We start from the raw sequence: 13,088 nt of genomic DNA, 5'->3' as shown, positions 1-13,088 counted from the left end.
GTCACATAAGACAAAGAAGCTTAAATGTACTTATATGACTTATGTGGTTTTCTAAAATTAGTATCTGTAAACAATCGCATTAATATTCATCCCAGCGCCTACAGAAGCAAAAATTATTACATCACCTTTATTGAGTTGTTGGTTTTGAATTTCTCCTTTTACAATTAAATCATACAAAGTAGGGACGGTTGCTACGCTTGAGTTGCCTAGTTTATGAATGCTCATGGGCATAACGCCTTCAGGTGGGGTTTGTTTGTAGATTTTATAAAAACGCTGAATAATGGCTTCGTCCATTTTTTCATTGGCTTGGTGAATCAATACTTTTTTAACCTCGTTAATACCGATACCGCTTTTGTCTAAACAAGCTGCCATCGCTTTAGGGACTTGGCTTAATGCAAATTCATAAATTTTACGACCTTGCATTTTTATATATCGTACATCAGGATCGTGGTCTTTATTGAAGGAATTTCCAAAGTATAAATAATACGCTTCATCGTAAGAAAAGCTTGCTGTTTCGTGTGCTAGAATTCCGCCCTCTTCATCTGTCGCTTCTATAATGGTAGCACCCGCTCCATCAGAATAAATCATAGAATCTCTGTCGTGTAAATCAACTACTCGTGATAAGGTTTCGGCACCAATAATCAAACATTTTTTTGCCATTCCGGCTTTAATGTACGCTTGTGCTTGGATGACACCTTCTATCCAGCCTGGACAACCAAAAAGCATGTCATATGCCACACATTTCGGATTTTTAATTCGCAAATCATACTTGACACGTGTTGCCAAACTCGGTAAAATATCGGTTTGAATCGCATTCTTTTTTACGTTCCCAAAATTATGGGCAAAAATGATATAATCTAACGTTTCCGGATCAATGCCAGAATTTTCAATCGCTTTTTTGGCAGCAATTGAAGCGATATCAGACGTGGTTAAATCATCAGAAACATAACGACGCTCTTCGATGCCCGTAATGTCATAAAATTTTTCGGTAATGGTTTCATTCGGCAAAGGGAATGGGCTACCATCATCATTTAAAAAGACATGTTTGGCAAAATCGATATTGGAAACTATTTCTGTCGGAATGTAACTTCCTGAACCCGTTATTTTGATATTCATTTTCTGATGGTTTTTATATTACGAAGTTATCGATTTATTATAGGAATTGTTTTAAAATATTCTTTTAAATGTTCTTTTGAATTTAAAAAAAAATTATTGATTTTGCTGATGTATTTTAATCTGCATAATAGTAGCAATACTGAGAGCTTGCGTTTTGATTTGTTCGGCTTTTGTTCCAGCAAACAACTCATCGACCGTTGTATAGAAATGTCCGAGCCAAATTTTGAATAATTCAGGGGTTAAATGCTCTTTTTTGTCAATGTCCAAATGAATTTCAGTAAGATTTTTTGTGTAACCACCCGTTCCTAAAATCGCTTGCGACCAAAAAGTAACCAAGATGGGTAAATGTTCCTCAATCTTAATTTTAACCACATCGGTAAAAATATAGCTGATGCTGGGGTCGTCTAATAGTTTTTTATAGAATTCATCGACTAATAAGTACAGGTCTCCTGGATTTTCTATGTCTTTCATTATTTTGCTTTTAAAAGAAAAACCGAATGTCTTGCTTTATGACATTCGGTTTTATAATCTTAAGATTTTTTGATTAATGTTCCATGTAAGCTTCTATTGGAGCACATGAACATACTAAATTACGGTCTCCAAAGGCATCGTCTACACGACGAACAGTAGGCCAGAATTTATTATCATAAATATAGTCTAAAGGATAGGCTGCTTTTTCTCTACTATAAGGGAAGTCCCAAGCATCGGAAGTCAACATTCCTAAAGTATGAGGAGCGTTCTTCAATGGATTGTTAGGATTCTCTGCATTGGCTTCTGCAATTTCTTTACGAATTGCAATCATCGCATCACAAAAACGGTCTAGTTCTGCTAAATCTTCCGATTCTGTTGGTTCTACCATTAACGTTCCAGCCACAGGGAAAGAAACCGTTGGCGCGTGGAAACCATAATCCATTAAACGTTTTGCGATATCGGTAACTTCAATTCCGTTTTGTTTGAATTCACGACAATCTAAGATCATTTCGTGCGCGGCACGTCCCATCTCTCCAGAATATAAAACTGGATAATGTTCTTCTAAACGCGCTTTCATATAGTTGGCATTTAAAATCGCATATTCGGTAGACGAACGCAATCCTTCTGCCCCTAACATTGTAATGTAGCCGTAAGAAATCAAACATACTAATGCAGATCCGTAAGGCGCAGCAGAAATAGCCGAGATAGCATCTTTTCCTCCAGTTGCTATTACAGGATTAGTTGGTAAGAAATCTACTAATTTTTCGTTCACACAAATTGGTCCAACACCAGGTCCGCCACCACCGTGAGGAATAGCAAAGGTTTTGTGTAAGTTTAAGTGACAAACATCAGCGCCAATAGTTGCAGGATTTGTTAAACCTACTTGTGCATTCATGTTCGCACCATCCATGTATACTAATCCGCCGTTATCGTGGATTAATTGTGTAACTTCAATAATAGAAGATTCGTATACTCCATGAGTCGATGGATAGGTTACCATTAAACAAGATAAATCCGCCGCGTGCTCAATAGCTCTTGCTCTTAAATCTTCTACGTCGATATTTCCTTCCGGAGTCGTTTTTGTTACAATGATTTTCATTCCCGCCATTGCTGCAGAAGCCGGATTGGTTCCGTGCGCTGATGATGGGATCAAACAAACGTTTCTATGGCCTTCACCACGAGAAATATGGTAGGCACGAATGGCCATTAAACCGGCATATTCTCCTTGTGCTCCCGAATTCGGTTGTAAGGAAGTTCCTTTGAAACCTGTTACTACATTTAATTGCTGTTCTAATTTTTTCAACATGGTCATATAACCTTGCGCTTGATCAGCTGGTGCAAATGGGTGGATGCTGTTCCAGTTTGGCATTGAAAGTGGTAACATTTCTGCTGCTGCATTCAATTTCATTGTACAAGAACCTAAAGAAATCATTGAGTGATTCAACGATAAATCTTTGCGCTCTAATTTTTTGATATAACGCATCAACTGACTTTCCGAATGGTGATTGTTGAATACATCATGTTGTAAGAATGTTGAGGTTCTTACTAAATTGTTTTGAATGTTGATTTCTGACGTCAATTCAGAAACATGCACTGCCGATTTACCTGCTGCTTCCGAGAAGATCGCAATGATGGTATTAATATCGGCAATTGAAGTTGTTTCGTTGAAAGAAATCGAAACACAATCTTTATTAGGGTAGAAGAAGTTGAATTCATTCTTCTCTGCTATAGCTTTTACTTTTTCTGCATCTGCTTTTACTAAAAGAGTATCAAAGAAAGCGGAATTGACTTGATTGATTCCTAATGAAGCCAATGCTTTTGCTGTTGTTACTGCCGAAGCATGTACTTTGTTTGCAATATATTGTAACCCTTTTGGTCCGTGATATACCGCATACATACCAGCCATTACAGCCAATAATACTTGAGCGGTACAAATATTTGAAGTCGCTTTTTCACGTTTGATGTGCTGCTCACGAGTACCTAATGCCATACGTAAAGCACGGTTTCCGTTAACATCGATTGAAACTCCAATAATTCTACCAGGCATCGAACGTTTGTATTCTTCTTTGGTAGCGAAGAAACCTGCGTGCGGTCCTCCGAATCCCATTGGAATTCCAAAACGTTGTGTTGTACCTACTACAACAGCAGCGCCTAATTCTCCCGGAGGAGTCAATTTCACTAAAGATAAAATATCAGCTGCAACTGCCACTTTAATTTCATTTTCAGCTGCTTTTGCAATAAATGGAGCATAGTCATGTACTTGACCAAATTTCCCTGGGTATTGTAAAATCGCTCCGAAATAATCCGTTGAAAAATCAAAAGTTTCGTGATTACCAACTACTAATTCAATGTTTAACGGAGTCGATCGCGTTTGTAAAATTGATAGCGTTTGTGGTAAAATTTCTTCGGAAACGAAGAATTTACTAACGTTATTTTTCTTTTGATCACGCGTTCTTACATCAAAAAGCAATGCCATAGCTTCTGCTGCAGCCGTACCTTCATCTAATAATGAAGCATTAGCAATTTCCATTCCTGTCAATTCAATAATGGTAGTTTGGAAATTTAATAAAGCCTCTAAACGACCTTGAGCAATTTCTGCCTGATAGGGCGTATACGCAGTATACCATCCTGGGTTTTCAAAAATATTTCTTTGAATTACCGGTGGTACAATAGCCGGGTGGTATCCCAAACCAATGTAAGATTTGAATACTTTATTTTTGGCACCCAACTGACTGATGTGAGTTAGGTACTCATATTCGGTCAAAGCGGGGTCTAATTGTAAATCTTGTTTTAAACGAATTCCGTCAGGAAATGTTTCGAATAATAATTGGGTCATGTCGTTAACACCAATGGTTTTGAACATGTGTTGTAGGTCAGATTCTCTCGGACCAATGTGTCTTAAAGCAAATGCATCTGTTTTCATTCAATCAATGTATAAAAAGCGTGTTGTTTTTGTGATGACAAAAGTAGTTATTAATCTTAAAATTAACCATTAAATGGCGACGGTTTTTTATCAAATTATAAACCAAAATTGTGATTTATTAACAATTCATTATTTTTACAGTATGCTATTTTTGAAAAGATTAATCGACCTTTATATTCATGGAAGTATTCATGTTGCTTTAGCGGTTTATGCTTTGGTGCGAATGACGTTTCATTTCTTTCATATCGGCTATGACGAACCTATGACTTTGTTTGCATTTTTTGGGACCATTGTTGGATATAATTTTGTGAAATACGACGAATTGGTTCGTGCCAAAAAACTAAAAATGACTACCGAACGAAAGTTGATTGTTGCTTTGAGTCTGATATCATTTTTTGCTGCGGGATATTATTTTTTTCAATTGGAATGGAAAACACAATTGGTTACTGTTCTTTTTTTAGGTTTGACGATATTGTACACACTTCCGATTTTTCCAAAGATAGGAAATGCAAGAAATTGGGCGGGAGTGAAGATTTACATCGTTGCGTTTTGTTGGGCAGGGATTACCCTTTTTTTGCCCATTATTAATGCTGATTTACCACTTTCTCAGGATGTTTGGTTGAAATTTTGCCAGCGTTTTTTATTGGTAATAATCTTGATTCTGATTTTTGAAATAATCGACTTAAACAATGACCATGTGTCCTTGCAAACGGTACCTCAAAAATTGGGAATTTATAAAACAAAACTTTTGAATCTTTTTTTACTGATTCCGTTTTATTGTTTGGAATTTTTCAAATCAGATTTTCAGATTATTCAATTGTGGATAAATCTTGTTCTGATAGTGGTTTTGGCTCTTTTTACCATTTTCGCTAGTCCGAAACGTTCCGATTATTACACGTCTTTTTGGGTGGAAAGTGTGCCTTTTTTTTGGTGGTTGTTGGTGATTTTTTGGAAATAAAAAACCGAAGAAAAACTTCGGTTCTAATAAATTTATGTGCTAAGTGGTTTGATTTACTAAATCAACCCCGCTCTTTTCAATAAAGCCTCTGGTTTCGGCTCCTGACCTCTAAATTTTTTATACAAGGTCATTGGATGATCAGTGCCTCCTTGCGATAAGACATTTCCCTTAAATTTATTGGCTACTTCTTTGTTGAAAATTCCTTTTTCTTGGAAATACGCAAACGCATCAGCATCTAAAACTTCTGCCCATTTATAGCTGTAATAGCCCGAAGAATAACCACCTTGGAAAATATGTGAAAACGAAACGCTCATGCAATTTTCCTCCACATCTGGATACAAGGCAGTGTTTTCCATAGCACTTTTTTCGAAAGCTTTGACGTTTTCTACCGTAACGGGTTGCCCGTGATAAGCGATGTCTAAAAGTCCAAAACTAATTTGACGCATCGTGGCCATGCCTTCCAAAAAGGCAGCACTTTCTTTGATTTTATTGACATATTCCTGCGGAATGATTTCTCCTGTTTCGTAATGTTTAGCAAAAATAGCTAAAGCTTCTGGTTCGTAGCACCAGTTTTCCATGACCTGACTTGGTAATTCTACAAAATCCCAATAGACTGATGTTCCTGACAAACTTGGATAGGTCGTGTTCGCCAACATACCATGTAAGGCATGACCAAATTCATGGAATAAAGTGGTGACTTCACTAAAAGTTAATAACGAAGGTTTGGTTTCCGTCGGTTTGGTAAAGTTGCATACGATGGATACATGAGGACGTTCTTGTTTGCCGTCTTTTACATATTGATGTTTGTAAGAGGTCATCCAAGCACCATTTCGTTTTCCTTTTCTTGGGAAGAAATCGGAGTAGAAAATGGCAACTAATTCACCTTTTTCATCACTTACTTCAAAAGTATGTACGTCTTCATGGTATTTGTCTATATCAAAAACTTCGGTAAAAGTCAATCCAAATAATCGTTTGGCTACTTCGAAAGCACCTTCTTGAACATTTTGCAGTTTGAAATACGGTTTTAGCATTTCATCATCCAAACTGAACAATTCCTGTTTCAGTTTTTCGGAATAATAAGCACCATCCCATTTTTGCAATTGATCAATATTGTCTAGTTTTTTAGCAAAATTGGTTAGTTGACTAAATTCGTTTTTGGCTGCTGGTTTGGCTTTATCTAACAAGTCATTCAAGAATGATTTGACTTTATCTGGATTTTGCGCCATACGCTCTTCCAAAACAAAATGCGAATGCGATTCATAACCCAATAATTGAGCTCTTTCGTGACGTAAGGCTACAATGTTTTTGACATTTTTTTGGTTATCGAATTCATTATTTTGAAACGCTTTTTTACCAGCTGCTATCGAAATTTCCTTGCGTAGTTCACGGTTGTCAGCATACGTCACAAAAGGCAAGTAGCTTGGCATGTCTAAAGTGAAAATCCAACCTTCTTTGTCTTTGCTTTTGGCTAAGGAACCTGCCGAATCGATAGTGTCTTGAGGCAATCCTTTTAAGTCTGCTTCGTTGGTAAGGTGTAATTCGTAATTGTTGGTTTCGGCCAATACATTTTCACCATAAGTTAATTTTAACTTCGCCAATTGGGTGTCGATTTCGCGTAAACGAACTTTTTTTTCTTCTGGTAATAAGGCTCCATTTCTGGAAAAACCTTTGTATTTTTTTTCTAATAAAGTAGCTTGTTCTGTGGTTAGTTTTAAATTGGTTCTGTTTTCGTATACCGATTTAATTCTTTTGAAAAGCACTTCATTTAAAGTAATGTCATTGGCCAATTCGGTTAAAAGAGGTGAAACGTCCTGTGCGATTTTTTGCATTTCGTCACTGGTTTCTGCCGAATTCAAATTGAAGAAAATACTTGTAATTCTATCCAAAGTATTGCCAGCATATTCTAAGGCTTCTACGGTATTCTCGAAAGTGGGTTCGTTACGGTTATGGGTAATGTCATTAATTTCTTTACGAGTCATAGCGATTCCTTCAATGATGGCTGGCTTATAATCCTCCATTTTTATTGAATTGAAAGGTGCTGTGTTGTGTTTGGTGTCGAATTTATTTATAAGAATTTTCATAATATATTGTATTTCGTCGATTTTATTTGTTACATATCGAAACAAACTCTATATTCGTGACTGAAAAATCGAAAATCTGTTTTTGCAGTCAAAATATTTAAAATTTAAGTATTGATTTAACCCAATCGGTATTTATGTTTGTGTTAATTAAAGCTCCAAATACCACTGGAGCTTTATTTTTTTAAGCCCTCCGAAGCAGAAATGACAGCTTGTTTTAATCCTTCTTTATAGGAAATAATTTTATCCAATACGGTCTTATCAGAACTACCAATAATTTGAGCGGCCAAGATTCCGGCATTTTTAGCACCGTTGAGTGCCACAGTCGCTACAGGAACACCACCAGGCATTTGTAAAATAGACAAAACAGAGTCCCAACCATCTATAGAATTGCTTGATTTTACAGGAACTCCAATTACAGGTAACGGACTCATACTCGCTACCATTCCTGGTAAATGAGCCGCACCACCAGCACCAGCAATTATCACTGAAATGCCACGGTTGTGGGCGTTTTGACTAAAATCGAATAGTTTTTCAGGGGTACGATGTGCTGAAACAATATCGACTTCGACCTCAATGTCAAATCCTTTTAAAATATCTATGGCTTCTTGCATTACTGGCATATCGGATATGCTTCCCATAATTACAGCTACTTTCATTTTTTTTTATTTAAAGATTGAAATATTTAAAAATTGAAAAATTTCTGCAACTAAATGAGTTCGCAATAATCTTTGAATCTTTAAATTATTAAATTTTTTAATTTTGAGAAATCACTCGAATACTATTCTTCACTTGTTCAGCAATTTTTCTAGCTTCCGCCATGTCTTCATTCACAATAGTTACGTGGCCCATTTTACGAAACGGTCTCGTTTCTCGTTTGCCATATATATGTGGGGTAACACCTTCAATGGCCATGATATTGGATATGTTTTCATAATGAACAGGTCCTGAATACCCTTCTTCGCCTACCAAATTTACCATGATTCCGGCAACTTTGCTTTCGGTTGCACCCAAAGGTAAATCCAAAATAGCACGTAAATGTTGTTCAAATTGTGAAGTATAGCTGGCTTCAATACTATAATGTCCTGAGTTGTGCGGGCGAGGGGCCACTTCGTTTACTAAAATGTCATCGTCTTCTGTTTGGAACATTTCTACTGCTAATAATCCTACGTGATTGAATGCTTCGGAAACTTGAAGTGCTATTTTTTGAGCTTTATCGGCTACTTTTTTAGAGATACGAGCTGGGCAAATCGTATATTCCACTTGATTGGCTTCGGGATGAAATTCCATTTCAACCACCGGATAAGTTTTGATTTCACCTTTTGGACTGCGGGCCACAATAACTGCCAATTCATTTTTAAACGGAACCATAGCTTCGGCAATGCATTCGACTTCCGGTAGTCCGATTAAATCGAGGGTAGAACGGACAATTTTTACGCCATTGCCATCATAACCGCCTTGTGCTGCTTTCCATACAAAAGGAAAATCCAATGTGTCTTTTTCAAGTGCTTTTTTTAAATCGGAAATTGCTACAAAACGTTGGTGCGCTGATGTTGGAATTTTATGTTCTACATAATAATCTTTTTGTCGGCCTTTATTCTGAATTAAGCGTAGTGTTTTAGGAGAGGGAAAAACAGGTAATCCTTCTTCTTCTAATTTTTCTAAGGCTTCAAGATTTACATTTTCAATTTCGATTGTTAATGCATTTACCATTTTACCAAATTGATAAACAGTGTCATATTCTAATAGACTCCCTTTGTAAAAAGCAGTACAGCCGTATTGGGCGGGTGCTTCTTCGCTTGGGTCAAGCACTAAAGTTTGAATGTCATATTTTCGAGTTTCGGTAAGAAGCATCTTGCCTAACTGGCCTCCGCCTAGTATTCCTAATTTAAAATCGGAAGAAAAGTAGTTCATTGTAATCTAGTTGTGTCGTGCAAAGATAAACTTTTTTAAAAATGTATTACAAGTAGATTTGTAGGATAGTTTTTGAATTTAAGATTTTTTTAAATCGGCAAAATTGGAGTTGATTTTCTCAAACTATTTCAAGAATTAAAAAGTAAAATTTTGATATTCCTCTAACTAAATTCAGTGAGATGGGATTTCTACTAATTATAAAACCCCAACAATTGTTGAGGTTTATAAATAAAGTTACTTTGGGTTAAACAGTCTCTTTATTTGAATAAGTAGGTGTTTATGATAGAATTATATGCAAGAATTAAATAAAGTGGTATTTTGATTTAATCCTGTAAGAAATTCTTAGTTAAAAGTAAATATAATTTTTCACCGCACCTTACGGTTTTTCCGCAAAAAATGTTAATGTTTGTTATTTTATTTTTTTTAAGATAATTCTTGTAGCAGCTTGGTAGGCAGCAGTATGGGTGGTGTAATCTTGTTGAATGATGTTTTTGAGTTCGGGATGAATCCAATCGTATTTTTTGCCAAGGACAAATAAGGCTTTTATGGCGTAGACTTTTGTGGCCACTTTTTCATCGCGAATCAACCAATCGAAGCACATTTCTATGATTTGAGTTTCTTGTAATTGTGTAAGATTAATTCCATTAGCACGATGATTGCTTTTGGCCAAATAAAAAATAATATGTGAAGCGGTTCTTTTCGCAGAATCATCGGTCAATTTCGGAACAGTTTCACAAAAATCTTCAATATAAGGAACTAAAAGTTTGAGTTTCTTTTCACTTATTAATTCTAATACCCAATAGGCTTTGATATGAATGTCTTCTTTTAAATCAAAGGCGATTGAACACAATTCAGGTATAAATTCGGGTTTCCGAATGACCAAATTGCGCATTTTGTCACGCTCTTTTCGAGCGATTGTGCAGTTCTCTAAAAGTTGGTAGAATTCAGATTTCATATGTTTGAAAATGTTTTTTTAAGAAGTAACATATGGTATCTCTTTTTTATTGTGTTTGCTTGTAACAAATAGATGATTTGTAGCGATTTCATTTTTCAAAAATACAATTTATTGTGTATGAGTTTTAAAAGTTCTAAAATGTGAATTTGATTTTACTATCTTTGCCCTTTATTTCTAATCACAACTATGGAAATTAAGTTACACGACAAATATTTTGTTCCGTTTATTTCGGCACAAGAATTGGACTTTGCTATTGCCAATATGGCCAAGCAAATTGAAGATGATTTTCAAGACGAAACACCAGTTTTTATTGGGGTTTTAAATGGTTCATTTATGGTAATGTCTGATTTAATGAAGCATTACAGTCATCCATGTGAAGTGTCATTTGTAAAAATGGCTTCCTATGAAGGGACGCAATCAACGAATGAAGTAAAGCAACTAATAGGGTTAAATCAAAACCTAGAAGGGCGTAGTGTAATTATTGTGGAAGACATTGTAGATACGGGAAATACCATTGAGGAATTGAAACATATTTTCAAAAATCAAGGGGTGAAGCATTTCAAAATCGCTACACTTTTCCTAAAACCAGAAGCCTACAAAAAAGACATCAAGTTAGATTATGTCGGGGTGCGAATTCCAAATAAGTTTATTGTTGGCTTCGGATTGGACTACGATGGTTTGGGAAGAAACTTGAAAGATGTGTATCAACTTTCAGAATAAACATTTAAATAACATTAAACGTAATACAACATAAACTTTAGTAATGATTAATATCGTTCTTTTCGGAAAACCTGGTGCAGGAAAAGGCACACAAGCAGAATTTTTAAAAGGAAAATACAATTTAACGCACTTGTCTACAGGTGATATTTTTCGATTCAATATAAAAAATAACACGCCACTTGGTCTAGAAGCCAAAACCTACATTGATAGAGGCGATTTGGTTCCGGACAGTTTAACCATCAATATGTTAGAAGATGAAGTGGAGAAAAACCCACATTCGGATGGATTTTTATTCGATGGTTTTCCAAGAACATTGGCACAAGCGGGAGCGTTAGACCTTTTTTTGGCTTCAAAAAATCAAAAAATTACCGCAACGATTGCCTTAGAAGCCGATGATGAAATTTTAGTGCAACGTTTATTGGAAAGAGGAAAAACTTCAGGAAGAATTGATGATCAAGACGAAGAGAAAATTAGAAATCGTTATCAAGAATACAACGAAAAAACAGCTCCTTTAATGGATTATTATAAAGAGCAAAATAAATTTTATGCCGTAAACGGTATCGGTACTATTGCAGAAATTACAGAACGATTGAGTAATGTAATTGAAAATTTGTAAATTAGTACAAACTATAAACTAAACAAAAACAATTGGAAATAGTCATAATTTTCTTGCTGATTTTACTTAATGGAATTTTTTCTATGTCAGAAATCGCACTCATTTCAGCAAGAAAAAACAGGTTAGAAACCGCTGCCAAAAAAGGCAATGCGAGTGCGAAAACAGCTTTAGATTTGGCCAACTCGCCAAACAAATTTTTATCTACTGTGCAAATAGGGATTACCCTTATTGGTATTTTAACGGGTATTTATTCGGGTGAAAAAGTAACCGAAAATGTTCGTTTTTTTTATGAAAGTTATACAATAACGCAACCCTATGCGGCATCCTTGTCGGTTGGAACAGTTGTGGTTATTTTAACTTATTTTTCGTTAGTTTTTGGCGAATTATTACCCAAACGTATCGGATTGAATTATCCGGAGTCTATTGCTAAAGCGGTGGCGCTTCCAATGAAAGTGATTTCGATTGTTACGGCACCTTTCATTTGGTTGTTGACGGTTTCGACAGATTTTATTTTAGATATTTTCAAAATCAAACCAACTGCCGACGGTAAAGTAACAGAAGAAGAAATTAAAGCCATTATCAAAGAAGGAACTGAAGGTGGTGAAGTGCAAGAGATCGAGCAAGATATTGTGGAACGTGTATTTCATATTGGGGATCGTAAAATTAATTCCTTAATGACGCACAGAAAAGCGTTGGTGTATTTGTCTTTGGAAGACGATTTGAAAGAAACCAAAGGAAAAGTATTGGAAGAATTGCACTCTATTTATCCGGTTTGTGAAGACAATTTGGATAATGTAATTGGGGTGGTTTTATTGAAGGACTTGTTCGCTAATTTTGAAAAAGGTACTTTCGATTTAAAATCAATTGCAAAGGAACCAGTATATTTTATTGAACATACTTCGGCCTATAAAGCCTTAGAGATTTTCAAAAAAACTAAAGTACATTATGCTTTTGTAACCGATGAGTATGGTGTTTTACAAGGGATTATCACTTTAAATGATATTTTGGAAGCATTAGTAGGCGATGCAGCGGAGTTTTATGATGAGGAATTCCAATTAATCGCTCGTGAAGATGGTACTTGGTTGGTAGATGGTCATTATTCGTTACACGATTTCTTAACCTATTTTGATATGGATGATCTGATTAATGATTATGATGTGACTACAGTTAGTGGTTTAATTATGACCGAGTTGTCTTATATACCTAAAGTAGGAGAGAAGTTGTTGTGGAATAAAATGGAATTGGAAGTAATAGATATGGATGGTGTTAAAATCGATAAGGTTTTAGTGCGTTCCTTAAAAGAATTGAATTAAGTTGCATTTTTTGCAATTGTCACG

The 13,088-nt window shown here is 35.7% G+C and carries 11 protein-coding genes; 4 read left to right on the top strand and 7 right to left on the bottom strand.

Translation table 11 applies throughout. The features are described from left to right. Positions 1-57: 57 nt before the first annotated feature. The 3 genes from EQG63_RS10305 to gcvP all read right to left on the bottom strand — a co-directional run bounded on the left by EQG63_RS10305 (position 58) and on the right by gcvP (position 4,510). Positions 58-1,116, bottom strand: a complete 1,059-nt coding sequence (locus tag EQG63_RS10305) for a 3-oxoacyl-ACP synthase III family protein (RefSeq protein ID WP_129436288.1) — start codon at positions 1,114-1,116, stop codon at positions 58-60. Positions 1,117-1,209: 93 nt separating this feature from the next. After that, a complete protein-coding gene (locus tag EQG63_RS10300; protein WP_129436287.1) occupies positions 1,210-1,587 on the bottom strand; it encodes a group III truncated hemoglobin in 378 nt (125 codons plus the stop codon). A 73-nt stretch (positions 1,588-1,660) separates the two neighbouring features. Beyond that, a complete protein-coding gene (gcvP, locus tag EQG63_RS10295) occupies positions 1,661-4,510 on the bottom strand; it encodes an aminomethyl-transferring glycine dehydrogenase (RefSeq protein WP_129436286.1) in 2,850 nt (949 codons plus the stop codon). 142 nt (positions 4,511-4,652) lie between these two features. On the opposite strand from gcvP, the gene EQG63_RS10290 reads away from it, so the two are divergent. After that, entirely contained in the window at positions 4,653-5,468 is an 816-nt protein-coding gene (locus tag EQG63_RS10290) for a UbiA prenyltransferase family protein (RefSeq protein WP_129436327.1), read from the top strand. Between the two features lie 56 nt (positions 5,469-5,524). Here EQG63_RS10290 and EQG63_RS10285 read toward each other — a convergent pair whose 3' ends face one another. The 4 genes from EQG63_RS10285 to EQG63_RS10270 all read right to left on the bottom strand — a co-directional run bounded on the left by EQG63_RS10285 (position 5,525) and on the right by EQG63_RS10270 (position 10,415). Next, entirely contained in the window at positions 5,525-7,549 is a 2,025-nt protein-coding gene (locus EQG63_RS10285) for a M3 family metallopeptidase (RefSeq protein ID WP_129436285.1), read from the bottom strand. Between the two features lie 173 nt (positions 7,550-7,722). Continuing rightward, positions 7,723-8,205 carry a 5-(carboxyamino)imidazole ribonucleotide mutase gene (gene purE, locus EQG63_RS10280; RefSeq protein WP_129436284.1) on the bottom strand — a complete coding sequence of 161 codons (483 nt, stop codon included), beginning with the start codon at positions 8,203-8,205 and terminating at the stop codon, positions 7,723-7,725. Positions 8,206-8,302: 97 nt separating this feature from the next. Beyond that, positions 8,303-9,460, bottom strand: coding sequence for a 5-(carboxyamino)imidazole ribonucleotide synthase (locus EQG63_RS10275; protein ID WP_129436283.1), 1,158 nt, complete (start codon positions 9,458-9,460; stop codon positions 8,303-8,305). A 409-nt stretch (positions 9,461-9,869) separates the two neighbouring features. Further along, positions 9,870-10,415 (bottom strand): hypothetical protein, encoded by a 546-nt coding sequence (locus EQG63_RS10270; RefSeq protein WP_129436282.1) that lies wholly within the window; start codon positions 10,413-10,415, stop codon positions 9,870-9,872. A 186-nt stretch (positions 10,416-10,601) separates the two neighbouring features. Between EQG63_RS10270 and hpt the strand changes: the two genes are divergently transcribed. The 3 genes from hpt (at position 10,602) to EQG63_RS10255 (ending at position 13,064) form a co-directional block, all read left to right on the top strand. Continuing rightward, a complete protein-coding gene (hpt, locus tag EQG63_RS10265) occupies positions 10,602-11,135 on the top strand; it encodes a hypoxanthine phosphoribosyltransferase (RefSeq protein WP_129436281.1) in 534 nt (177 codons plus the stop codon). 43 nt (positions 11,136-11,178) lie between these two features. Continuing rightward, entirely contained in the window at positions 11,179-11,751 is a 573-nt protein-coding gene (locus tag EQG63_RS10260; protein WP_129436280.1) for an adenylate kinase, read from the top strand. Between the two features lie 83 nt (positions 11,752-11,834). Further along, positions 11,835-13,064: a hemolysin family protein gene (locus EQG63_RS10255; protein ID WP_235827830.1), complete on the top strand. Its 1,230-nt coding sequence runs from the start codon at positions 11,835-11,837 to the stop codon at positions 13,062-13,064. Positions 13,065-13,088: the final 24 nt, after the last annotated feature.

Source organism: Flavobacterium amnicola (assembly GCF_004122165.1).
Taxonomy (GTDB): Bacteria; Bacteroidota; Bacteroidia; order Flavobacteriales; family Flavobacteriaceae; genus Flavobacterium; species Flavobacterium amnicola.
This window is presented reverse-complemented; position numbering and strand designations above follow the sequence as displayed.